The following is a 23,755-nucleotide window of genomic DNA, read 5'->3' as shown; positions in this document are numbered from 1 at the left end:
TCCGGGAAACATTTCGGAAATCAGCCTGGGGCTGCCGCCATACTTGTCTCGTTTCAAGTCACCGGCTGGTTCAATGCCCTTCTCAAGGCCTGGCCTTTAACGCTGGCTCAAACAGCAGGACACATTAATGACCGACTACATTGTCAAGGACATCGGGCTCGCCGACTGGGGCCGTACCGAGATTGAAATTGCCGAACACGAAATGCCGGGCCTGATGGCTTGCCGTGCTGAATTCGGTGAAAGCAAACCGCTTAAGGGCGCTCGCATCGCCGGGTCATTGCATATGACCATCCAGACCGCGGTATTGATTGAAACGCTGGTTGCACTCGGTGCTGAAGTTCGCTGGGCGTCCTGCAACATCTATTCGACACAGGATCAGGCAGCAGCAGCCATCGCCGCATCGGGCGTTCCGGTTTTCGCCATCAAGGGTGAAACGCTGGAAGAATACTGGGATTATGCCGACAAGATCTTCGACTTCCCCGAAGGTGCGAACATGATCCTCGATGATGGCGGCGACGCAACGCTGTACATCCTGCTTGGCGCACGGGTCGAGGCCGGAGAAACCGGTCTCATTGAAAATCCGACGTCTGAAGAAGAGGAATGTCTCTTTGCGCAGATCAAAAAGCGCATGGCTGCAAACCCGGGTTGGTTCACGAAACAGAAGAGCCTGATCCAGGGTGTTTCGGAAGAAACCACAACGGGCGTTCTGCGTCTTTACGAGATGCAGAAAAACGGCTCGTTGCCGTTCCCGGCAATCAACGTCAATGACAGTGTCACCAAGTCCAAGTTCGACAACCGCTACGGTTGCCGCGAATCTCTGGTCGACGGTATCCGTCGCGGCACCGATGTCATGATGTCTGGTAAGGTTGCGGTGGTTTGCGGTTACGGCGATGTCGGCAAGGGTTCTGCACAGTCACTCGCCGGAGCAGGTGCCCGCGTGATCGTCACTGAAATCGATCCGATTTGTGCCTTGCAGGCGTCCATGGACGGCTTTGAAGTCAAGACCATGGAGCAGGCACTGCCGGAGGGCGACATTTATGTCACCGCAACCGGTAACAAGGACATCATCACCTTTGACCACATGCGTGGCATGAAGGACATGGCGATCGTCTGTAACATTGGCCACTTCGACAACGAGATCCAGGTTGCCGCTTTGAAGAACACAAAGCTGCGCCCGGTCAAGGATCAGGTGGACATGTATGAATTTCCGGATGGAAAGCGCATGATCCTGCTGTCGCAGGGACGTCTGGTGAACCTCGGCAACGCAACAGGCCATCCGAGCTTCGTGATGTCTGCAAGCTTTACCAACCAGGTTCTGGCGCAGATCGAACTCTATACCAAAGGCAACGAGTACAAGAACGAAGTTTATGTGCTGCCGAAGCACCTGGACGAGAAGGTCGCTCGTCTGCACCTGGAAAAACTCGGTGTCACGTTAACTGAATTGTCCGACGAGCAATCCCAATATCTGGGGATTAATAAGGCTGGTCCGTTCAAGTCGGAACACTACAAGTACTGATTTGCGATTGGCGATCCACTAGATGTAGTGATCGCCTCGATTCGGTGCTGTGAACAAAAAAATGCAGGACCCTTCAATTTGAAGGGTCCTGTTAACTTTTCAGCAACGGACTCTTCTGCGTGATTCTCAAAAAGGTTATGGTTTAAGCGAATCAAAGGCCAGGAGGCAGATGTCTTTGATTTGCTCCCAGAATCCGGGAGCTGCAGCCCGCAAAAAACGGGTCAAGGCGGCACTAAGGGGATCATAAGATGCCGAAAGGCAGCAGGGACGGCGCGCGATCACGCGCGACGTGGCGAGATTGGAGTCCGAAAACGGTTGCGCTTGGTGGTACGGCGTTGACGGCCTTTGGCTTGTCCAGCGTTCCGGCCTCTGCCGACATGCTCGCTGACACCGCTGCAGCAATCAATCCCGGTGCGATGATCTTGTTTGGTGCTTTTGGCGGCATTTGCGCGTTTGCTGTAACTGCTGCCGTCGCACTTGTCCGTCATCGCAAGCAGTCCGCCCAGCTAACCAGCGCGTTGGAAAAGGAAAAGAGTGACCTCAAGTTCCGGGTGGACCGGCTTGAAGCCATGCTCAACACCGACGAGCAGCGGGTGATTGTCTGGACTGGCAATGGCGCAATGCCCCAGATCTGGGGCGTCCTTCCCGAAACATCCGGTGTTCCGCGTCCCCCGGCACAATTGCTTGCCTTCGGCAGCTGGCTGACCGCCAAGTGCGCGGGAGATCTGGAACGGCATCTGGACCTGTTGTTCCGGACGGGTGAGGCCTTCACCACAACACTGAAGACCCGAACCGGCAGCTATGTCGAGGCACTTGGCCGCACGACAGGCGGAGCCGTCGTGCTTCGGCTGCGCGACCTGACGGGCGAGCGTCAGATGCAAGCCGAGCTTGCCGCACGCAACGCCAAGATATCAGGCGAGCTGCATATGCTGCACGCATTGCTTGACGCCATGCCCGCACCTGCCTGGCAAAGAGATGCCGAAGGCAATCTGATCTGGGCGAACGCGGCCTATGCGGAGGCGGTCGAAATGCCGACGGCAGATGCCGCCGTGAAGGAAGGGGCCACTTTCCTCGACGCAGCAGCTCGCACGGCCATGGCCGTGAAGCGAACTGAAGATGGTTGCTTCTCAGCCCGAATTCCAATTGTGGCTTCAGGTGAACGCCGCGTCTTTGAAGTCACTGATGTCAATGCGAATGTCGGCGGAGCCGGTATTGCCGTGGACATCAGTGAGCTGGAACAGTCCCGCAAGGAAATGGGACGCGCTGAGGAATTTCACGGCCGGACGCTGGACCAGCTGGCTGCCGCCGTCGCGATCTTCAGCAGCGACCGCAAACTGCAATTCTACAATGCCGCCTTCCGTCAGCTATGGGATCTGGACCCGTCCTTCCTGGAAGGCCAGCCTGAAGACGGCGCCGTGCTCGACGCACTCCGGGCTGCACGCAAGTTGCCTGAACAGGCAGACTATCGGGTCTGGCGCAACAAGATGCTGGAGAGCTACCAGTCTCTTGAAGCCCGGGAAAGCTGGTGGCACCTGCCCGATGGGCGCACCTTGCGCGTGATCGCCAATCCGCATCCGCAAGGCGGCGTTACTTATATCTATGAAAACGTGACTGAGCAGTTGGATCTGGAAAGTCGGTACAATGCCCTCACAAGGGTCCAGGGCGAAACGCTCGACAATCTGTCGGAAGCTGTTGCCGTGTTTGGCTCTGACGGGCGCCTTCGTCTTTGGAACCCTGCATTCGGCCGCATCTGGAGCCTCGGAGAAGATCGGCTGGCAGAACTTCCGCACGTAAAGGAAGTTGTGTCAGCCTGTGTTCTGAGCGACACGGAGCAAGAGGCTTGGGATCTGCTTGCCAGCAACGTTACCGGCCTTCTGGACAACCGTACTCAAAATGTCAGTCGCCTTGAGCGGCACAACGGCGACGTTTTGGACTATGCCACGGTTCCTCTGCCGGACGGCGGCACGCTTGTCACATTCGTTGACGTGACCGACAGCGTGAATGTCGAGCGGGCGCTGCTTGAAAAGAACGAGGCTCTGCAGCAGGCTGATCAGATCAAGAACGCCTTCATCCAGCATGTGTCTTATGAGCTGCGTTCGCCGCTGACGAACATCATTGGATTTGCCCAACTTCTGGCCGATCCGAAATTTGGCGAACTCTCAGAAAAGCAGGGCGAATACGCCGAATACATCCAATCGTCGTCCTCGGCGCTGCTCGCCATCATCAACGACATTCTCGATCTGGCAACGCTCGATGCCGGCATCATGGAATTGGACCTCGGCGAGGTTGACGTCGCCTCCACGGTCTCTGCGGCGGTTGAAGGGTTGAAGGATCGGATTGCCGAAGCAAAGATTAATTTGCGGACGCAGGTACCTGCCGATATCGGCATGATGATTGCCGACGAAAAACGGTTGCGTCAGGTCCTGTTCAATCTGATTGCCAATGCGGTGCGCTATTCCGAGGAAAACGGTGTCGTCGATGTCAGCTGCAGCCGTGAAGACGACACGGTAAAATTCATCGTCAAGGATCATGGTTACGGCATTCCGGCCGAGATCCTGACGCAGGTCTTCAACCGGTTTGTCGGTCACGACACGGGTGCACGGCGACAGGGCGCTGGCTTGGGTCTTGCCATCGTCAAGAGCTTCGTTGAGCTCCATGGTGGTTCGGTTGAGATCGATTCCGATGAGGGCAATGGCACAACGGTCACATGCGCTTTCCCGGCTCGGCCTGAACAGGCGGACCAGGCCGCTGCCGAATAGACCGCTGGCCAGAGAGCAAACATGGCAGATCACCAGCTGCGGTCCATACCAGACTTTTTCCTCGAACTGACGATTGCCGACGAAGCTGATACGCGGCGCTTGGCAAATGATCTGGCCGTCATGTTGAGAGCCGGCGATGTTGTCTGCCTCTCGGGAGATCTGGGCGCTGGTAAATCCACTTTGACCCGTGCACTTGTGCGGTCCTTCGCCAATGACCCTGAGCTGGAAGTACCAAGTCCGACCTTTACGCTCGTTCAGACATACGAGTTCGATCGGTTCGATCTGTCACATCTTGATCTTTACCGCCTTGAGGACCCCGAAGAACTGGAAGAGTTGGGTCTTGAAGATCTTTTGGAAACCGGGGCGGCATTGATTGAGTGGCCGGAGAAGGCAGAGGAGCTGCTGCCCGAAAAGGCCCTTTGGATCCAGATCACGCAGCCCGATGAAGCCGAGGACAAGCGTCTGTTTCGATTTCATGCAGCGGACATATCCTGGCAAGCTCGAACTTTGGAAACGCACGAGATCAGAACCTTTCTGGAACGTTCTTCGTTTCCGGATGCTGAACGGCGGTTTCTGGCCGGTGACGCCTCGCTGCGGACCTTCGAAACGGTTACCGCGAATGACAGGTCGGCCGTGCTGATGCGCTGGCCGTTTCACCAGAACACGCTCGCTCAAGGCGTCTCCGACTATATGTCCAGTGTGCACTTGGCGCAGGATTGCCGCTCGGTTCTGGCGATCGGGGCGGAACTCCGGCAACGTGGATTTCGAGCGCCGAAAGTCTATGAAGCCGAGCCTGACAAGGGGCTTGTTCTGGCCGAAGATCTGGGCCGCGAAACCATCGTCAAGAACGGTGCTCCAGTCTCGGAACGGTATTTCGCCGCCGTTGAAGTGCTGGCAAATATGCATGGTCAAACCTGGCCAAGATCACTTCCAGTTGACGGATACCGAACTTACGAGGTGCCCGGTTATTCGTCGGATGCATTGATAACCGAAGCCTCGCTCTTTCTGGATTGGTATGTGCCTGAAAAAACCGGGCGAGTGGTTGATGTCGCCGCGCGGGTGTCGTTTGAAAACCTGTGGCGCAAGACGTTGCAATCCATAGCCTCTGCGCAATACGGATGGGTTTTACGCGATTTTCATTCACCCAATTTGCTTTGGCAGTACGACGCAACAGGAACCGATCGGATCGGGTTGATCGATTTCCAGGATACGGTCTACGGTCCGGTGGCGTATGATGTTGCATCGCTGTTGCTCGACGCTCGAGCGGATATCAGTCAGGATCTGGAATCAGCCCTTTTTGATGCTTATGTCTCTTTAAGGGAAAATCAGTCGCAGGGTTTTGACAAGGTTGGGTTCTCCGCTGCCTATTCGGTGATGGCAGCGCAGCGGATTTCCAAAATCATCGGCATCTTCGTCAGGCTCGCCAGACGGGACGGCAAGCCGGCATATTTGAGCCATTTGCCCCGTATGCTAGGCTATCTCGACCGGGTGCTTGACAGGCCGAATCTGTCGGAACTGAAAGACTGGTACAACGGTTTCCGGCATTGAGCCTGCAAGGGTGCGATGCCGGTCTACTATCAATTGAGCATGATCCATGACCAACACACGGTTCCGTCCATCGAAAGCCATGATCCTGGCAGCAGGTCTCGGCAAACGCATGCGCCCTTTGACGGCGACGACGCCGAAACCACTCATTGAAGTGAATGGTCAGGCACTGATCGATCATGGCATGGATCGGCTATCGGCGGCAGATGTTAAGACCTGCGTCGTCAACGTCCACTATCTGGCTGATCTTGTCGAGGTGCATGTGCGCCGGCGCCAGGATATGGAAATTCTCATTTCCGATGAACGCGAACAGCTTCTGGAAACGGGAGGCGGCATCACGAAAGCCTTGCCGTTGCTCGGTGACGAACCGTTTTTCCAGTTGAACGCCGACACCTGTTACTGGATTGAAGGGGTAAAACCCAATCTGGAACACATGATCGATGCCTGGGATGAATCCCGCATGGATGCACTTCTGCTTGTCGCTGAAACGGTGAAGTCAGTGGGATATGGCGGCCGCGGTGACTTTGACATGGCAAAGGATGGTGCACTGACCCGCCGTCTTGAAAAGGGTGTGACACCCTTTGCCTATGCTGGCGCCACCATTTTGCACCCGCGTCTCTTTGAAGGCGCGCCGGAAGGCCCTTTCTCCATGAATACGCTCTTTGACCGGGCTATTGAAAATGGTCGCCTGTTCGGTGTGCAGATGGAAGGGCTCTGGCTTCATATCGGAACACCGGAAGCCATCCATGCCGCGGAATATGCAGTGCGCGAAAGCGCGGCCTGACGCATGGGTGAAAGACCGAGCCTCTTCACCGTTCCACCCTCCGTTCCGTTTCTGAAAACGCTGGTAGATACGCTGGTCGACGGGTCACTTTTGCCGGGGTTTCGGCCGCTTGATGACCCATTGCTTTTGCCTAGGGTCACGCTCTATCTGCCGACGCGTCGTGCGGCCCGGCTCTTGCCGGAACTGTTTCAGCAGAAGTTTGACGGCAAACCTGTTCTTTTGCCTGTCATCCGTCCGGTCGGGGACGCCGATGAGGACGTTCAGGGCCTCAGCGGTGATGCTGATCTGGAGCCGCTTCCGCCTGCCATGCCTCTTCTGGAGCGGCATCTGGCTATGACACGGCTGGTGAAGGCGTGGAAGGGAATGCTGCGTCGGGAGGCCTTGAGCCTGCGTTCGGACGAACCGTTGGGTCTGCCGGCATCGACCGCTGATGCGGCCTGGCTCGCCGCAGACCTTCTGACATTGATGGATGAGGTGGAAACGGAAGAAGCGGACTGGTCCGGGCTGGGTGGGCTGGTGCCGGAGGATCATGCGCGTTACTGGCAGATCACGTTGGATTTCCTCCAAATTGTCCAGACGGCCTGGCCGGCTCATTTGGCAGAGCTCGGCAGAATGGACCCAAAAGCGCGCCGTTCGGCACTGATCAGGCGAGAAGCTGAACGCCTTAAGTCGACTGCGCAAAAGGGGCCTGTCATTGTTGCTGGCGTCACTGGCTCCGTACCTGCAACTGCGGAGCTTCTGAAAGTGGTTGCCGAACTGGACCAGGGACTCATTGTGCTGCCTGGCCTCGATCATCATCTTGATGAAAGGTCATGGGCAGCGCTCGGTGAACGTCAGGCCCCAGCGCCTGGCCAGATCGCGGCTGCAAAGCCGGCATCGATATTACCGTCTCATCCGCAATATTCGCTCAAACAATTGCTGATCCGTCTGAAGGCGTCACGCGCTGATGTTGTTCCGTTGCGCAGCGCCGGAACACCTGAGTTGCAGCTGCGTGAAGAGCTGGTGTCCGAGGCTCTGCGGCCAGCGGATACTTCTGACGGTTGGACGCAATATCTTCAGCAGCGCTCCGAGCAGGATCGGGCGAAAGCGTTGCAGGATGTCGCAATTCTGACCGCTCGCAACGAGGCGGACGAAGCCTTGAGCGTCGCCATTGCCTTGCGGGAGGCGATTGACCTTGGTCAGACATCGGCACTGATATCTGCGGACAGGATGCTGACCCGGCGTGTCGCAGCCGAGTTGGCGCGCTGGAACATTCAGGTCGATGACAGTGCGGGCCGCCCCCTGGACCAGACTGCGCCTGCAGTGTTGGCGATCCTTGCCGCAAAACTCGCGCTGGAGGGGTGCGAACCGATTGACCTTTTGGCTCTTCTCAAACACCCCCTTGCACGGCTCGGATTGCAGGCAAAGGATATTCGCTCTGCTGCACGCGCGCTTGAACGTGGTGTCCTGCGAGGACCGAGGGCGCGCCCCGGCACTGCCGGTTTGAAACAAGCCGTTGAGGCCAGTCGGGAAGCCGCCACCAGTGCATCTCATTTGCCGCGCTGGAAGAAGGTTCATGACGAAGACTGGGATGTGATTGCTGGTCTTGTGGACCGTCTCGCCTCAGCTCTTGAGCCGCTGGAGGAGATTGCAAACAGCTCCGAACCTCTGGATGTCACAGAACTTGCCAGAAGACATGTGGACATTTTGCAGTCAGTTGCGGTGGATGAATCCGGGTCGGTTGACGAGCTGTTCGCCGGAGAAGCAGGGGAAGCGCTCGCCGGCTTCTTGTCGGGTTTGCTGGAAGCCGGCTCGAGCGGTCTGGAAATCGTGCCGCGCGAATGGTCATCCGTCCTGCCTGCGCTGATGTCTGGCGAAGCTGTCCGCCGGCGTGTTCCAGGCGATATGCGCGTTCAGATCTTGGGTCCCATGGAAGCCCGCCTGCAGTCATTCGATTTCGCTGTCCTCGGTGGTTTGAACGAAGGTGTCTGGCCGCAACGGACCAGAAACGATCCCTGGTTGAACCGACCGATGAAAAGAGACATGGGGTTGGAACCTCCCGAGCGCCGGCTCGGCGCTGCGGCCCATGATTTTTCCCAAGGACTTGGTGCCGGACGTGTTCTCCTGACCCGTGCCGCCAGGGCGGATGGAGCACCGACCGTTGCCTCACGGTGGCTCCAGCGGCTGACGACTTTGGCCGGACCCAATATCGCCCGTGTCATGGAGCAGCAAGGCGCTCGCTTTACGTCTCTGGCAGGCCGGCTTGACCGGGCACCTGGACCAGTTACGCCCGCAACAAGGCCGAGGCCAAGTCCGCCGCTCGCAGCACGGCCAAAGACCCTTTCGATCACTGAGATCGAACGCCTGATCAGAGATCCCTATGCGGTCTATGCCCGTCATGTTTTGGATCTCCAACCTGTTGAGCCGATTGGCGGTGAACCGGGCGCGGCGGACAAGGGCAACCTTGTTCACGATGCCTTGGCAAATTTCCTGGCGAACTGGAAAGGCCCATTCGACAGCAGTGCTGTTGACGCTCTTTTGGAGATTGGGGAAGAGCTCTTTCGACCGTTGGATGCTTTCCCGGCGATACGCGCACTGTGGTGGCCGCGGTTCCAGCGCATCGCCGCAGGATTTGTCGGCTACGAAGCAATCCGGTCTCAGACACTGGAAAGACGGTATCTGGAAATTGGCGGAGGTGTTGACCTCAAGCTTCCGGGATTTGAGTTCCGGTTGCGCGGCCGCGCGGACAGGATTGACCTCCTGGAGGGAGGGGGTCTGGCAGTTATCGATTATAAAACCGGTCTGGTGCCGTCTCAGAAACAGGTTGATGCGCTTCTGGCTCCGCAATTGCCACTAGAAGCCGCAATGATCAAACGTTCCGGGTTCAAGGACGTTCCGGCAGACGCGCCATTGACCGAGTTGCTATACCTGCAGCTGAAGGGGGGGCTGGAACCGGTCATAGACGTCCTGCGCAATCCCAAGGACGTTGAACTGGCGGATCTGGCAGAAGATGCATGGACGCGTCTTGAACAGCTCATTGCACATTATGCCGATGAAAAGACAGGCTATCTGTCGCGCGCAAGGGTGATGCGTGGCCGGCAGATGGACGGCGATTTCGATCACCTGGCACGTTCGCAGGAATGGGCTCTTGGCGGAGACGATCCGGCATGAGCGGCGTTGACATCCCCCAGCTGACGAAAGAACGGCAGGATCGTGCTTCAAGACCCAGGGCCTCGGCCTGGGTGAGTGCCAATGCTGGTTCTGGAAAGACTTTCGTTCTTTCCCGCCGTGTCGTGCGATTGCTGTTGGACGGCACGGATCCAAGCCGCATTCTTGCGCTGACCTTCACCAAGGCGGCGGCTGCCGAAATGGCGACACGTGTCTTCAAGATCCTTGGTGAGTGGGTAACAGTCGAAGACGAAGCGCTTGCACGTGAACTTGAGGAGATCGAGGGCCGAAAGCCCAGTGCCGCGCGACTGGCGCTTGCACGCAGATTGTTTGCCAAAGCACTGGAAACGCCGGGCGGCTTGAAAATCCAGACTATTCACGGCTTCTGCGAAGCTTTACTGCATCAGTTTCCGCTTGAAGCCAATGTCGCCGGGCATTTTGCGGTTTTGGACGATCGGATTGCTGGCGAGTTGATGGCCGAAGCCCGCGCGGTTGTATTGCACAAGGCCGAGATGGAACCGGAAAGTGCGTTTGGGACCGCCCTGAATTCCGTTATTGACCTTATGAGCGACGGCGGCGCTCAGAAAGCTCTGGATGAACTCATTCAGAACCGGGACGCTTTTCGTCGTTGGACGGTTGATGCCGGGGACCTGGAAAGGGCGATCGCGGAACTCGCAGATTTGCTGGAGGTGGATCCTTCTTCACGGCTTGATCTTTTTGATCTTCGGTTCCAGAACGAGTGCAGTCTCGATTTGGATAGCTGTCTTAGTTATGCCGAAGCTTTGAGAACCGGTGCAAAGACAGACCAGGCACGCGCTGATGAAATTGCAGCTGCAGCAAGGCTCGAAAATGCGTCCGCTTTTCGTGAAGCGTGGCTACCTGTTTTCCTGACGGCCAAGTTTGAGCCGCGCAAGTCCCTCGCCACGAAGAAGGTCGCCGCTGAGTTCCCGGAGATGGTTGATGCTCTGGTCGCAGAGCAGGCGAGACTTCTGTCGCTTCTGGCAGAGCGTCGCAAGGTGGCGACCTATGTGGGGACCATGTCTCTTTTGCGTCTTGCCGACGCGGTGATCCGCCACTACGAACTTGCAAAAACGGCCAGAGGGTATCTCGATTTCGAAGATCTTGTAGTCAAGACGGCAACGCTTTTGAGGAAGTCGGATGCCGCCCAGTGGGTGCAGTACAAGCTGGACCAGGGCCTCGATCACATTCTGGTCGATGAAGCACAGGATACCAGCCCGCGCCAGTGGGAAGTCGTCCAGGAACTCGCGTCGGAGTTTTTTGCAGGCAGCGGCGCTCACGAAAGAACGCGGACGCTCTTTGCCGTTGGTGATGAAAAACAGTCCATCTATTCGTTCCAGGGTGCGGTTCCAGCCTATTTCGATGCCATGCGCCGGTCATTTTCGCAAAAGGCGGCTGCGGCAGAGCAAGAGTTTCATTCAGTTAATTTGCAGCTTTCCTTCCGCTCCACGCCGGACGTCCTTGGTGCGGTCGACAAGGTGTTCGACGAGGAGACAGCTTACCGAGGCCTGTCACAGATCGCCGAGGCTCCGAAGCATGAGGCCATTCGCAAGGACCCGGGTATTGTCGATTTGTGGCCGCTGGAGGCGGAAACGGAGATTGCAGAACCCGATGATTGGCGACAGCCGATAGACCACGTCGGTTCCGACAACCCGATGCTGAAGGTTGCCAAGCGAATTGCCGGTGAAATTTCCCGATGGATGCGCGACGGGACCGCAGATCCCGGCGATGTCATGATCTTAGTGCGCAAGCGCGGCCCCTTTGTTGAAGCGCTCAACCGAGAACTGAAGCGATTGGGCATTCCGGCAGCCGGTAGCGATCGGTTGGTGCTGACGGATCATATCGCTGTAAAGGATCTTTCGGCGCTCGGGCGTTTCTTGCTTCTGCCGGAAGACGATCTTTCGCTCGCCGCTGTGCTCAAAAGCCCACTCTTTGGTCTTGACGATGACGACCTTCTGGAAATTGCCCGGGAAAGTGCGGCAGATATTCGCCCCGGCACACTTTGGCAGATGCTCGTCAAACACTCTGACACATCGGAAAAATGGCAAAATGTGCGAGCCCGCCTGGAGGAGTGGCGCTCAAGGGCGGACTTCGTTCCTCCGTTTGAGTTCTATGCCAGGCTTTTGGGCGCAGACGGTGGGCGTCAGGCCTTTCGTGCGCGGCTTGGGGTCGAGGTTGATGACGTCCTTGACGAGTTCCTGGCCCTGACCGTTGCGTATGAACAGGCTGCGGCGCCCGGTCTGGAAGGGTTCTTGGCCTGGATGGCTGCCGCGCCGACCGAAATCAAGCGTGAGCTGACCAACACCAAGGGCATGGTGCGGATCATGACCGTGCACGGTTCAAAGGGACTGGAAGCCAGGATCGTCATTCTGGTCGACCCGGGCGCTGCACCGGTCAGCGCTATTCACGATCCTGCGTTTTTACCGCGCAAACGCCTTGGCAATGATCTGGTGCCTCCTGCTCTGGTCTGGTTGCCTTCGAAAGCGGATCGAACTGTGTGGCATGACGAGGCAATCGAAGATCTCCGACTGGCGCAGGAAGAAGAATATCGGCGCCTCCTTTACGTTGCCCTGACACGCGCAGAAGACAGGCTGATCGTATGCGGCTGGGAGCCCAAACGAGGCGCTCACGAAAATTGCTGGTATTCGCTGGTCAGCAGGGCCCTGAAACCTGATGCACGTGAACTAATTGATGCAACGGGTGAGACAAACGGGTGGCGTTGGCAAAAGAGCAGTACGGAGCCGACAGCCGATGCTAGAGCCGGACAGGAAGAAGCGGACGAGAATGCTGCGACAAGTGAAGCGCTTCCGGGCTGGCTGACGACACATGTTCGCGCGTTGCCAAAGAAGAAGCGGCTTCAGCCATCTCGCGCCTTCGAAGCGATGGAAGAAAAGCAGGGAATTGAAGCGATCCCGGCCTTGGCGCGCCTTCAGGCGGGCCGGCAACCGCAGTCCTGGCCACTTGAGCGGGGGCGGCTTATTCACCGACTGCTGGAGTTGCTGCCAGATCTTGAACAGGAAGACCGGTTACCGGCTGCCGATAGCTACCTCAACCAGGCGCTCAAGCCTGAATTTGCGACGTATCGGAAACGGTTGCTCAACGAGATCGATGACATTCTCTCCAACAGGGATTTCGAACCTCTGTTTGCCGGCAATGCACTCGCTGAAGTTCCCGTCGTCGGAACGATTCGCGCAGCCAATGGAACGGAAGTGGAGATATCCGGACAGATCGACCGATTGCTGGTTGAGGATAACAGGGTCGTGATTGTGGATTACAAAACAAACTTCAATCCGCCGGGTCGGGCAGAGGAAATTCCACTTGAATATCGCGCACAGCTTTGTGTTTACAGAGAAATGCTGAAACAGATTTACCCGGACACCGTCATTTCCGCGTGTCTGCTCTGGACGGCAAAACCCGAGTTGATGGAGATTCCGGCCCACATACTCGATGAGACATTTGCAGGTTTGCGTCCTGATGGCACATCCGCTTGACGGAGGCCGTGTCGCTTCCTACGTTCTTGCCAACTGATACACCTGCATCGTGTAGGTGTTTTCCTCCGAACCACGAGATCCTGTTATGGCTACCACTCAAGTTACCGATGCATCTTTTGAAACCGAAGTTCTGAATTCCGACGCACCGGTTGTTGTCGACTTTTGGGCCGAATGGTGTGGCCCATGCAAAATGATTGCCCCTGCTCTTGAAGAAATTTCCGAAGAAATGGGCGAACAGGTTAAGATCACCAAGCTCAATATCGACGAAAACCAGGACATGGCGATGAAATACGGTGTCCGTTCGATTCCGATGCTGATCCTGTTCAAAGGCGGTGAGCCGATGGCGACGCAAGTTGGTGCTGCTCCAAAGGGCAAGCTCTCCGATTGGATCAAGAGCGCTCTTTAAAACCACCACTTTGCGGACAGGCCCAGGCCCATTGGGTGCATATGGCGGATAAGCTGATGCTTGTCCGCCAATACGCTTTGAAATGGGCGGCAAGTGGCTCTATAAGCATCCGCAAACAGTCAGAGCAAACGGAACATCAATGAGCGACGAAAACAAAACCCCGGAAGAACAGCCGGAAGAGGCGACACCGGGCGCCGAAGCTGCAGAAAAGCAGTCTGAAGCGGTCGAAGAGACTGCCGCAGATCCGGTCGAAGTTCTGAACGCTGAAAATGCCGAGTTGAAAGACCGGGCTCTCAGGACGATGGCCGAGATGGAAAATCTTCGCCGCCGGACCGAAAAAGAGATCAAGGACGCCAGGCAGTATGCTGTATCCGGCTTTGCCCGCGACATGCTGACGGTATCTGATAATTTGCGCCGCGCACTCGAGGCCCTGCCGGAAGAAGATCGCCGCAATGCGGATGCCGGCGTTGCCTCCCTGATCGAGGGCGTTGAGATGATCGAACGGGATCTTCTCAATCAACTTGAGAAGAACGGCGTCAAGAAGCTGACCCCTGAGGGGCAGAAATTCGATCCGAACTTTCACCAGGCCATGTTCGAGGTTCCAAATACGGAAGTGCCGAACAACACCGTCGTCCAGGTTGTTCAAGCCGGATACGTGATCGGTGAAAGGGTCTTACGTCCTGCCATGGTCGGCGTTTCCAAAGGCGGTCCCAAGGATGTCGCTCAGGCGACCGGTGCCTCTGAAGAAGCAGGACAAACTGTCGACAAGAGCGCCTGAACGCAGCATTGATGCAAAAATGATTGAGCCGTTCCCACACCAGGGAGCGGCTTTTTCAATTCCTGAGCACTACGCGTTGCCTATAACCTCTCCAACCTGACCGAACCGGGCATCAGGTCTTGACGCCGCAGCGCCAAACCCGGATGAAATGAAAACGAATACCCGGGGGCGCAGATGCTATTTCAAATTCTTGATTATCTTGGCGTTGCCGTTTTCGCTGTAACCGGTGGAATTGTCGCTTCTCGCAAGCAGCTGGATTTCATTGCGTTTCTCTTTTTCGCGACGTTAACCGGCATCGGAGGCGGCACGCTGCGTGACTTGTTGCTCGGTGTCCCCGTCTTCTGGGTGGTCAACGAAACCTATGTATTGGTTTGCCTGATTGTCAGCGTTTTTGTCTGGTTTTTTGCGCACTGGCTTGAGCGGCTGAGCAAGCCCTTGCGATGGGCAGATGCTGTCGGTGTCGCCGCCTATTCTGTTATGGGTGCAGCAAAGGCCTTGTCCGTTGGCGACACGATCCTTGTCGCGATCCTGATGGGTGTTTCAACGGCAACTTTCGGCGGAATTCTGCGAGACACGATCGCCGGTGAACCACCGTCGATCGTCAAACCTGAGATCTATGTCAGTGCGGCTTTTGCAGGCGCAAGTTGCTTCGTGCTGCTGGTTCAGTTCGACATACCAAACGCTTTGGCTGCCGGTTTTGCGGCACTTCTCGCTCTCGGCCTGCGCGGCGGTGCGATCATTTATGGATGGAAACTGCCTGGATACGGCAGCAATGCCGGCAGACAAGACTGAGAGCGGCTGGCGAGGCCAGTATATTACGTTTGTTGTGTGAAGTATCAGCAACCGGAAAATGAGGGGTCAAAAAGGACAAAAGCCGGTTCCCACGAACCGGCTTTTCGCCTTGTGCCTAATAGACAAGCCCGAATGTCGCGGAAACGTAAAAGATCGTTCCGAGCGCGACGACTGGGAGGCTTGCCGAATATGCAAGTGTCGTCAACATGTCTTGCTCCTTTGCAAAACGACAAATCGAAAGCGTATCCGGTTGTGAGTTTTTTACTCGTTTGAGGACACACGCTCCCAAGGTCTCCCCCTGCTGCGACTAGATTTGGTGTTCAACGGTCGAAGTTCCAGAGGTCACGACCTCAAAAAAATGTGTGTTGCCAATGCATAGTCTGCAATCGCTGTTCGATTGCCATGAAGAAACAGGGTTCTCTGGCCATAATATCGCCGCCCAGCCTTGTTGCCCTGGGTGAGATCCTTCAAGTCCGCAGCCCACTCCAAATGCGTGAAGGGTGGCGATTTCAGGTCTGTCGTGAACAGCCTGCCTTCCTCTTGCAGATCAGTTGGAAGACTGGCATTTGCGTCGACAACGTCAATGTGGCAACCGGCCGGTGGATCCAGATAGGTCAGATGGTGATGGTTCCCCGTGTCCTTGTCGGGTCCCGCGATGCAGATCATGTCTGCGCCTTCCTGGGCGTCGTGGATCTCAGCTGTTGTTCCGATGTGAACTTTATTGAGCGCAGGCAGGCCGGACAGGCGTTTCTGCATCTCCTTCGACGATCCGGAGAGCAGGATCGAGGTAAAATTTCGAACAGCAGCATATGCGCATGCAAGCCGCGGGATGAGCGGACTGTCGCCAATGATCAGGAGACGCGACGTGTCCTCGCGAGACAGGTAACTGGCTGCCAGGGCATGGAGCCCGGCCGTGCGCCAATCGGCAAGTCGCACACCATCGAGCAATGCGATTGGTTGCCCGGCAGAACCGGAAAAAAGAAGATATAGACCTGATGACTGGCCGTTTTGTTCGGGAAGAGCCAACTCGATAGAGCAACCGACATAGCCGCGACTGACGTCGCCCTGTGCCTCAAAGTCTGTCCAGGCCGGTTGCCAGGAGAAGCTGCCGCTTTGCTGGTTGAGGCGGCCAATCCGTGTGGCACCGATCTCAGGGGCAATTGTATTGGAACGGAAAGCGCGTCTCAGAGATTCCAGAACCTGCCGGTCTTCAAGACAGGCGTCAATTTCGCCGCTCGAGATGATCCTCATCTGAAAAGCCGGTGCTTAAGCCGCTGATCGGTTGCCTGGTCCTGGCAAACCCTTAACGCCGGATGCCGGTTGTGCAGCGGTATTCATTTCGCGCAGTTGGTCGGCTTCCTTGTGCCACTTGTCAGCCTCGCGGCGTTTAACACGCGCTTCCTTGCGCCAACGGCCCTGCTTTGCCCATGCCCCAAGCCCGCCGACAACAATGCCGACGGCGAGGCTGGCAAAAATGACCCAGAACAATGGAACGCCCTCAACGGTCATTGCTGGATCCTGGGGATCGAACGGGTTCAGGGACAGGGAAACCGTGTGCCGGTTTGCAACTGAAAGCGGCACCAGAACCACTGCAATCGCAAACAAAATCACATTCCTGATGAAGCGGGTCACTGGGGTCTCCCGGAATTTTCCAAATCAGAACTTGATGTTAGATGGTCCGGTACCGGCAGCGCAATCAGTCGTCGCCGTGATCCACACCATCGTTCAATCGTATACGCATTTCTTTGCCGGTTTTGAAGAAGGGAACAAATTTCTCGTCCACTTCCACCTTCTGGCCGGTGCGCGGATTGCGGCCGATACGGGCAGGGCGATTCTTGACGGAGAACGCTCCGAAGCCACGCAGCTCCACACGGTCACCACGCATCAAAGCTTCCGTGACCTCGTCCAAGATGGCATTGACGATGTTTTCGACATCGCGCTGATACAGATGCGGGTTCTGCTCGGCGATATGCTGTACAAGCTCAGATTTGATCATGGAGAGCCCCCTCGCTTAATGATTATTGTCTGCCGCGTCTGAAGCCTGCCAAACGGATACGAGCCCGTCAAGCGTAAGACCTCGAGGAATCAGCCCCTTAGCGTCATTAATGGGATTTAGGAGGGCGGATCCGATGCCTTTTCCGAATTCGCGGGAGATCCGGGACGAGAATGGCAACTCTTCAAGGTTTTCGTTTGCCTTCCAGGTGACAACCGGCAAATCCTTGGCAACACCCTTCTCGTCGACCAGCCAGGAGATGGCCTTGTCCTCGCCACCAATGGCGTCGACCAGCTTCTCTTCCACCGCTGTGTGACCCGTCAGGATGCGGCCGTCGGCAAGTTCCCGTGCTTTGGCAGGAGACAGGTCGCGGCGTTCGGCGACGAGGCCGACAAACCAGTCATAGGAGTCCTTGACCAGGCTTTGCAGCATGGCACGAGCTTCCGGTGTTGTCGGTGAATAGAAATCCGGTTCAGCCTTGAGAGGTGCGCTTTTGACCGCCTCCATCTCGACGCCGACCGTTTCCATCAGCTTTTGAATATTGCCGAACTGAAACAAAACACCGATAGAACCTGTGATCGTGTTGTAACGGGCAACAATATGGTCCGAGGCAAGCGCAACCATATAGCCAGCGGATGTGCCGACCGTTCGAATTTCAGCAACGACAGGTTTCTTTTCCGACAATTCGCGCAGCGCTTGATAAAGCGCTTCGCCGCCTGTGGTGCTGCCGCCGGGTGAATTGATTGATATGACAACGCCCTTGACCGCTTCCGCCTTGGCGATCCGCTCGATCATTTTCAGCGTCTTGCGATCTTCAATGATGACACCTTCGATCGGTATGCGGGCGATGTGAGCACTTCGCTTGGACAGTCCAGATATTCCGGACACATAAACCAGCCCGCTGATCAGGGCTACGGCAATTACAACAAAGGTTGCCACCCGCCAGAACGTCACTTTGCGCCGCAAACGACGTCTATCTACCAGCGCGTCAACATCAACTGACATGGAATTGGGGTCTCCGGATAAGATCGTATGAAACCAATAACCTAAATAGAGTGAGCGAACGAGCAATTGCAATTGCTTATCGCGACTTTCGCATCAGATTGCGGCGGTTTCGCGTAACGTGGGCGAATTTTGCAGGGCCTGGAAGCGGTGCCGGTTTCAACCGGCAGCGTTTCGCACGAATGCAACCCAAGCATAACAGACGATGAGAGAGAAGACCGTCACCGGCAGAACGTAGACCGTGAATTGCCAGAACTGAAAGGGCGTCACGCCATGCTTTTCAGCTTGCTGCACAATGATCACGTTGCTGGCCGCGCTGAGGATAAAGAGATTGCCGGCGAGCGTGGATATGCCGGAGAGAAGCATCAAAGTCGCCGTCTCATGACCTTCCAGAAGATTAAGGTAGATTTCCACCAGCGGAACATTTGAAAACACCTGGCTGCCGAAAAACGAAATGGAGGTGACCAGCAAAGGGTCGCCCAGTTGGTCGTGCCAGGGGCTAAGCCATTCCTGCAAGGCGCCCGATTTCAGAACAGCGCCGGTCACTATGAACATGGATACGAAGAAAATCAGCGTGTGCCAGTCAACTTCCTTGATCAGTTGCACCCGATGCGAAGAAAATACAAACAACGGAACGGCGGCGATAAGGCTGAGGGCTCCAAGAGGAAGATCGGGCAACCAGTCAGTCTCATGTGCCAGACTGTCAGTAATGACCAGGGCGCACAACAGACCGGTTGCCAGAAGGGCGGGCCATTGACGCATGTTCTGTTCGTCCGGTGTGACGTTGGAAGGGGCGTCTCCCGTTGGAGCTTTGCGAAAGCAATACCAGAACCATAAGACCGTAAATCCGAGCGATAGCAGTGCCGGCACCGCCAGCCACTCCAGAAACGTGCCGACCGCATTGTTGAAATGCCCATCGGCCACAATCAGCAGGTTCTGGGGATTGCCCACTGGAGAAAACATGCTACCCACCGTGACGGAGACACACAGGGCGATGAGAGGCAACGATGCGGCGATATTGAGGCTCGCAGCGATTGCTATTGCGATCGGTGTTCCAATAGCAGCGGCCGCATCGTTGGTGAGCACTGCAGACACAGCGGTGACGAACAAAATGAAAAAGAGCAGGATCTGGGGAATTGAACGGCTATCTGCACAAATCCAATTGCTGACTTTCTCCGAAATACCCGACGCAAACAAAGCATGAGAAATGGCAAACACGCCGAAAAGATACGCAATCACGTTCCAGTCGATGGCCTTCAAGGCTTCTGAGGGGGAAATAGTCCCGGTAATCAATAGAAATATTGCGCCAAAGGTCATGATCATCCAGATCTTCAGCCAGTCTGGAAGCCATTGTCGTACTGCAATCAAGAAAAATACAAATATAGATACAATTAAACTCAAAGGCATCTAATCCATCCGAATTTGTCGAACTGCCTACACTATTATGCTATTTCGAGATGTATTCAATTGCTTTACTAATTTCTGCTTGTGATGAATCCTGACTACGTTAGGCTCCTCTCATTTCAAAGGCTGGTAGCATGCAGTTGAACAGACCGTTGCTTGGAGTGAATTTTTTTGCGGGCGACGTCGTCGGCGGGATTGGGCCTTATTTGGCGATCTATCTGCTTTCCTTGCAGCACTGGTCTCCCGGTTCAATCGGGTTTGCCCTGGCAGCCGGCAGCATTGCGACTGTCGTGATGCAGTCCCCGGCCGGTGCGATCGTCGACAGCGTAACGTGGAAGCGAACGCTTTTGATCGGCTGCGCGATTGCCATTGCAATCAGTACTCTTGGTATCCTGGCTTTCAATGATGCTTTTGCGGTCTACACCGCACAGATCCTGATCGGGTCGGCGTCGGCATTCCTGGGGCCACTGATTGCTGCGGTCACTCTGGGTCTGGTCGGCCATGCCTATTTTACCAGGCAGACGAGTGCAAACCAGGCATGGAACCACGCAGGCAACATGCTCGCGGCGGTTCTGGCAGCCATACTCGCGCTGACATGGTCACCGCTCGGCGTATTCTGGCTCGTGGCAGCCATGGCCTGCGGCATGATCATTTGTGCCCTGCTGATCAATAGAAACGCAATCGATCACGAATTGGCCCGCGGCGGGGTGGCGGAAGAAAACACCGGTTCGGGTAACCCGGAAGGCATCTTGAGCCTGTTCGAAGACAGGCGGCTGCTTGTTTTTGCCATCTGCATTTTCCTGTTCCATTCGGCCAATGCTTCCATGCTGCCGCTTGTCAGCCAGAAACTGTCGTCCAACAGCGACGCACAACACGGCATCGCCTTCACGGCGGCCTGTGTGATCGCGGCCCAGCTCGTGATGATCGTCATGGCGATCTTTTGTGGTAAAAAAGCAGATGTCTGGGGGCGTAAACCCTTGCTGCTCATCGCATTTCTGGTGCTGCCTGTTCGGGGTATTTTGTTCAGTCAGTTCGACAACACCTACGCTCTTGTTGCCATTCAGGCGCTCGATGGTGTTGCCAACGGTATCTTCGCGATGGTTTTTCTGCTGGTTCTTGCGGACATCACCGCGGGGACAGGCCGTTTCAATTTCGCGCAAGGGGTGCTTGCGATGTTGATCGGGATCGGAGCATCGCTCAGCAACATTGCAGCTGAATATATCGTTCAGTTTACCAGCTATACCGTCGGTTTTTTGAGCCTTGCCGCAACCGCGACCGTCGGCCTCGTCATCTACGTTGTCTTCATGGAAGAGACGCTGGTGAAAGAAAAACGGGTCGAACCGGATCCCAAGCCTACCCAGTAGGATGAACGATTGACTTCCCACAATGAAAAAAGCCCGCGATCAAGCGGGCTTTTGAGCTTCGGGCCTGAATGGGTCAGACCTAATTGATGCCGGTGATCTCGATTTCGAAGGTTAGGTCTTTTCCTGCCAGGGGATGATTGGCATCCAGGATCACTTCAGCTTCGCCAACCTCCACTACGGTTACTGTCATCATCTGCCCGTTCTCGGTCTGCGCCTGTAGCTGGAGACCGACTTCCAACGGCACATTTTCAGGAATGTTCGAACGCGGCACAGCCTGCCGGGCATCTGGATTGACCGGGCCGTATGCATCTGCAGCTGCAATATTGACGGTCTTTTCGTCCCCCACTTTCATGCCCGGTATCGCGCGGTCGAGACCCGGAATGATCTGGCCGGAGCCGACCGTAAATTCCAAGGGCTCTCTGCCTTCGGAGCTGTCGAACACGGAACCGTCGTCAAGTGTGCCCTTGTAGTGAAGACGAACCGTGTCGCCGCTTTTGGCTTCGGTCATGATGCGTTTCGCAATTCTGTCTGAGGGGTGAGTTTTGAGGCCGCAGCTTGTCGGCGGGTGCTCGTCGTAGAACGCAGCCTAAAGCACAGCTATCAAATGTAAAGGGCGGCAGATACCACAGCAAAAGCCGGGATATGTGTTGAGGCCTCCCAAACGATATTGCCGGCGTCTTTCAGTTTGATTTCCCGTATTTCGCAACCACACATGACATTGCGCAGCAAGCTGTCTTGGAAGATCACCAACAACGCCAGCCTCTCGATTGTGGAAGGTCGTACCCTTCTCAAACCGAAACAGCGACCTCTTGATCTCCGGGAAGCCGGCGCTGTCGCGTGCGGCGAACTGCCAATCAAAGCAAAAAGCCCGGCATCGCTGCCGGGCTTTTCCGTTTCTGGTCTTGAAAGAGACCGGAAGGCTTAGTCGTCTGTTTGCTGCTTCAGAGCAGCACCCAGGATATCGCCGAGAGAAGCGCCGCTGTCGGACGAACCGTACTGAGCAACAGCTTCTTTCTCTTCCGCGATTTCCAGCGCTTTGATCGACGCTGCAACCTTGCGGGTCTTCTTGTCGAACTGCGTGATGCGTGCATCGAACTTGTCGCCGACAGAGAATTTCTCCGGACGCTGGTCTTCGCGGTCACGGCTGAGATCAGCGCGACGTACGAAGGCTGTCAGGTCGCTGTCAGCGATCTTGACTTCCAGGCCACCGTCTTTGATTTCGATGACTTCACAAGTGACGACAGAGTTCTTGCGGATCTCGCCGGCGGCACCAGATTCCATCGGGTCACCGGTGAGCTGCTTGATGCCGAGAGAGATACGCTCTTTCTCAACGTCAACATCCAGAACGACGGCCTTGACCATGTCGCCCTTCTTGTACTCTTCGATGACCTGCTCGCCCGGACGGTTCCAGTCGAGATCGGACAGGTGCACCATGCCGTCCACGTCGCCGTCGAGGCCGATGAACAGACCGAATTCAGTCTTGTTCTTGACTTCGCCTTCGACATTCGTGCCGACCGGGAACTGTTCAGCAAACGCATCCCACGGGTTCTGCAGGGTCTGCTTGAGACCGAGCGAGATGCGGCGCTTGACCGGATCGACTTCCAGGATCATCACTTCGACTTCCTGAGAAGTGGAAACGATCTTGCCCGGATGGACGTTCTTCTTGGTCCAGGACATTTCGGAAACGTGGATCAGGCCTTCGATGCCCGGCTCCAGTTCCACGAATGCACCATAGTCGGTGATGTTGGTCACGCGGCCGGTGAACTTGGCTTCGATCGGGTATTTGGCTTCAATGCCATCCCACGGATCGGTTTCAAGCTGCTTCATGCCGAGGCTGATGCGGTGCGTTTCCTGGTTGACGCGGATGATCTGCACCTTGACGGTCTGGCCGATGGTGAGAACTTCCGACGGATGGTTGATGCGGCGCCACGCGATGTCGGTGACGTGCAGCAGGCCATCGATGCCGCCGAGGTCGACGAATGCACCGTAATCGGTGATGTTCTTGACCACCCCTTCCACGGTATGACCTTCTTCCAGGCTCTGGACCAGTTCGGAGCGCTGCTCCGCACGGGTTTCTTCCAGAACGACACGGCGTGATACGACGATGTTGCCGCGACGCTTGTCCATTTTCAGGATCTGGAACGGCTGAGGCGTGTGCATCAGCGGGGTCACGTCGCGAACCGGGCGGATGTCCACCTGGGAACGCGGCAGGAAGGCAACAGCGCCATCCAGATCGACGGTGAAACCGCCTTTGACCTGGTTGAAGATCTGGCCGTTGACTTTTTCGTTGGCTTCGAAGGCGACTTCGAGGCGAACCCAGCTTTCTTCGCGGCGGGCTTTTTCGCGCGACAGAACGGCTTCGCCAAGAGCGTTTTCGACACGCTCCAGGTAAACTTCAACTTCGGTCCCGACGCCCATTTCGCCGTCGCGGCCCTTGGCGCCGAATTCCTTCAGCGGCACACGGCCTTCAACTTTCAGGCCGACGTCGATGACGGCCAGGTCTTTTTCGATGGCAACGACGGTGCCTTTAACAACAGCACCTTCGTAAAGGTCGTTCTGGACGAAGGACTCTTCGAGAAGAGCCGCAAAATCCTCAGTGGAGGGATTAAAATCAGTCAAGTCTTTCTCCTGGCGCCAGTTGGCGCACCGCCGGCGGGTTGGTGTTGCGTTCCGGATTGGCCTTCTCCCGGGATCGCGTTCTCGCTGATCCTTCCGCTTACAAGAAGCGGGCCGGCGGGGCGGGAGCCGGAAAATCC

The 23,755-nt window shown here is 56.3% G+C and carries 18 protein-coding genes; 11 read left to right on the top strand and 7 right to left on the bottom strand.

Annotation, left to right across the window (positions count from 1 at the left end; all coding sequences use genetic code 11):
• The first annotated feature begins 127 nt into the window (after nucleotides 1-127).
• From ahcY to FIV00_RS28755, 9 genes are all read left to right on the top strand, one after another.
• On the top strand, nucleotides 128-1,516 hold the full coding sequence (gene ahcY / locus FIV00_RS28795; protein WP_152503916.1) for an adenosylhomocysteinase: 1,389 nt from the start codon (nucleotides 128-130) through the stop codon (nucleotides 1,514-1,516).
• Nucleotides 1,517-1,764: 248 nt separating this feature from the next.
• Nucleotides 1,765-4,275, top strand: coding sequence for a PAS domain-containing sensor histidine kinase (locus tag FIV00_RS28790; protein WP_173006202.1), 2,511 nt, complete (start codon nucleotides 1,765-1,767; stop codon nucleotides 4,273-4,275).
• 21 nt (nucleotides 4,276-4,296) lie between these two features.
• Nucleotides 4,297-5,823 carry a tRNA (adenosine(37)-N6)-threonylcarbamoyltransferase complex ATPase subunit type 1 TsaE gene (tsaE, locus tag FIV00_RS28785; RefSeq protein ID WP_152503915.1) on the top strand — a complete coding sequence of 509 codons (1,527 nt, stop codon included), beginning with the start codon at nucleotides 4,297-4,299 and terminating at the stop codon, nucleotides 5,821-5,823.
• A 46-nt stretch (nucleotides 5,824-5,869) separates the two neighbouring features.
• A complete protein-coding gene (locus tag FIV00_RS28780) occupies nucleotides 5,870-6,604 on the top strand; it encodes a nucleotidyltransferase family protein (RefSeq protein WP_152503914.1) in 735 nt (244 codons plus the stop codon).
• Nucleotides 6,605-6,607: 3 nt separating this feature from the next.
• Nucleotides 6,608-9,754: a double-strand break repair protein AddB gene (gene addB, locus FIV00_RS28775; RefSeq protein ID WP_152503913.1), complete on the top strand. Its 3,147-nt coding sequence runs from the start codon at nucleotides 6,608-6,610 to the stop codon at nucleotides 9,752-9,754.
• Nucleotides 9,751-13,260, top strand: a complete 3,510-nt coding sequence (gene addA, locus FIV00_RS28770) for a double-strand break repair helicase AddA (RefSeq protein WP_173006201.1) — start codon at nucleotides 9,751-9,753, stop codon at nucleotides 13,258-13,260. The genes addB and addA overlap by 4 nt, the downstream gene beginning before the upstream one ends.
• An 85-nt stretch (nucleotides 13,261-13,345) precedes the next feature.
• Complete coding sequence (trxA, locus tag FIV00_RS28765; protein ID WP_152503911.1) at nucleotides 13,346-13,666, top strand: thioredoxin; 321 nt, start codon at nucleotides 13,346-13,348, stop codon at nucleotides 13,664-13,666.
• A 139-nt stretch (nucleotides 13,667-13,805) separates the two neighbouring features.
• Entirely contained in the window at nucleotides 13,806-14,444 is a 639-nt protein-coding gene (gene grpE / locus FIV00_RS28760) for a nucleotide exchange factor GrpE (RefSeq protein WP_152503910.1), read from the top strand.
• 174 nt (nucleotides 14,445-14,618) lie between these two features.
• Nucleotides 14,619-15,236 (top strand): trimeric intracellular cation channel family protein, encoded by a 618-nt coding sequence (locus FIV00_RS28755; RefSeq protein WP_152503909.1) that lies wholly within the window; start codon nucleotides 14,619-14,621, stop codon nucleotides 15,234-15,236.
• Between the two features lie 342 nt (nucleotides 15,237-15,578).
• Here the strand turns inward: FIV00_RS28755 and FIV00_RS28750 are convergent, their stop codons facing one another.
• The 5 genes from FIV00_RS28750 to FIV00_RS28730 form a co-directional block, all read right to left on the bottom strand.
• Complete coding sequence (locus tag FIV00_RS28750; RefSeq protein ID WP_152503908.1) at nucleotides 15,579-16,487, bottom strand: ornithine cyclodeaminase; 909 nt, start codon at nucleotides 16,485-16,487, stop codon at nucleotides 15,579-15,581.
• A 15-nt stretch (nucleotides 16,488-16,502) separates the two neighbouring features.
• Nucleotides 16,503-16,868, bottom strand: a complete 366-nt coding sequence (locus FIV00_RS28745) for a LapA family protein (protein WP_152503907.1) — start codon at nucleotides 16,866-16,868, stop codon at nucleotides 16,503-16,505.
• A 64-nt stretch (nucleotides 16,869-16,932) separates the two neighbouring features.
• Nucleotides 16,933-17,232 carry an integration host factor subunit beta gene (gene ihfB / locus FIV00_RS28740; RefSeq protein ID WP_152503906.1) on the bottom strand — a complete coding sequence of 100 codons (300 nt, stop codon included), beginning with the start codon at nucleotides 17,230-17,232 and terminating at the stop codon, nucleotides 16,933-16,935.
• 15 nt (nucleotides 17,233-17,247) lie between these two features.
• Nucleotides 17,248-18,234 carry a signal peptide peptidase SppA gene (gene sppA, locus FIV00_RS28735; RefSeq protein ID WP_152503905.1) on the bottom strand — a complete coding sequence of 329 codons (987 nt, stop codon included), beginning with the start codon at nucleotides 18,232-18,234 and terminating at the stop codon, nucleotides 17,248-17,250.
• A gap of 156 nt (nucleotides 18,235-18,390) precedes the next feature.
• On the bottom strand, nucleotides 18,391-19,554 hold the full coding sequence (locus tag FIV00_RS28730) for an SLC13 family permease (protein WP_173006200.1): 1,164 nt from the start codon (nucleotides 19,552-19,554) through the stop codon (nucleotides 18,391-18,393).
• A gap of 215 nt (nucleotides 19,555-19,769) precedes the next feature.
• On the opposite strand from FIV00_RS28730, the gene FIV00_RS28725 reads away from it, so the two are divergent.
• Entirely contained in the window at nucleotides 19,770-20,999 is a 1,230-nt protein-coding gene (locus tag FIV00_RS28725; protein WP_152503903.1) for an MFS transporter, read from the top strand.
• 79 nt (nucleotides 21,000-21,078) lie between these two features.
• Here FIV00_RS28725 and FIV00_RS28720 read toward each other — a convergent pair whose 3' ends face one another.
• A complete protein-coding gene (locus FIV00_RS28720) occupies nucleotides 21,079-21,507 on the bottom strand; it encodes a peptidylprolyl isomerase (RefSeq protein WP_152503902.1) in 429 nt (142 codons plus the stop codon).
• Between the two features lie 204 nt (nucleotides 21,508-21,711).
• Between FIV00_RS28720 and FIV00_RS28715 the strand changes: the two genes are divergently transcribed.
• Entirely contained in the window at nucleotides 21,712-21,924 is a 213-nt protein-coding gene (locus FIV00_RS28715; protein ID WP_152503901.1) for a hypothetical protein, read from the top strand.
• On the opposite strand, the gene rpsA is transcribed toward FIV00_RS28715, so the two are convergent.
• A complete protein-coding gene (gene rpsA, locus FIV00_RS28710; protein WP_152503900.1) occupies nucleotides 21,921-23,618 on the bottom strand; it encodes a 30S ribosomal protein S1 in 1,698 nt (565 codons plus the stop codon). The two genes, FIV00_RS28715 and rpsA, sit on opposite strands and share 4 nt — an antisense overlap.
• Nucleotides 23,619-23,755 lie beyond the last annotated feature (137 nt).

The organism is Labrenzia sp. THAF82, assembly GCF_009363435.1.
GTDB lineage: Bacteria > Pseudomonadota > Alphaproteobacteria > Rhizobiales > Stappiaceae > Roseibium > Roseibium porphyridii.
The sequence above is the reverse complement of the archived record's forward strand: the minus strand, read 5'-3'. Positions and strand labels throughout refer to the sequence as shown.